Here is a 268-nt window from a genome sequence, read left to right on the forward strand (position 1 = left end):
GGCCGCTGCAGCACTGTTTATCGCCTATCTGATCGGCATCGACCTGTCAGTCGGCCAGCAGATCATTGTGATGCTGACGGCCATGATTGCTTCCATGGGCGCGCCAGGCATTCCCAGTGCCGGCATGGTTACCATGGTCATGGTGTTGCAATCTGTGGGGCTGCCAGCCGAAGCCATTGCCATATTGCTCCCCATCGATCGTATTCTCGATACTGTCCGCACCGCCGTGAATGTTGAGGGGGATATTGTTGCCAGTATTGTGGTGGAT

Annotated in this window: 1 protein-coding gene; it reads left to right on the forward strand. The window is 56.0% G+C overall.

Annotated elements, in window-relative coordinates:
* The coding region (locus tag Q4563_RS20190; RefSeq protein ID WP_303605784.1) for a dicarboxylate/amino acid:cation symporter at positions 1–268 on the forward strand (268 nt) is incomplete at both ends.

The sequence above is a fragment of the Gilvimarinus sp. 1_MG-2023 genome, from assembly GCF_030548285.1.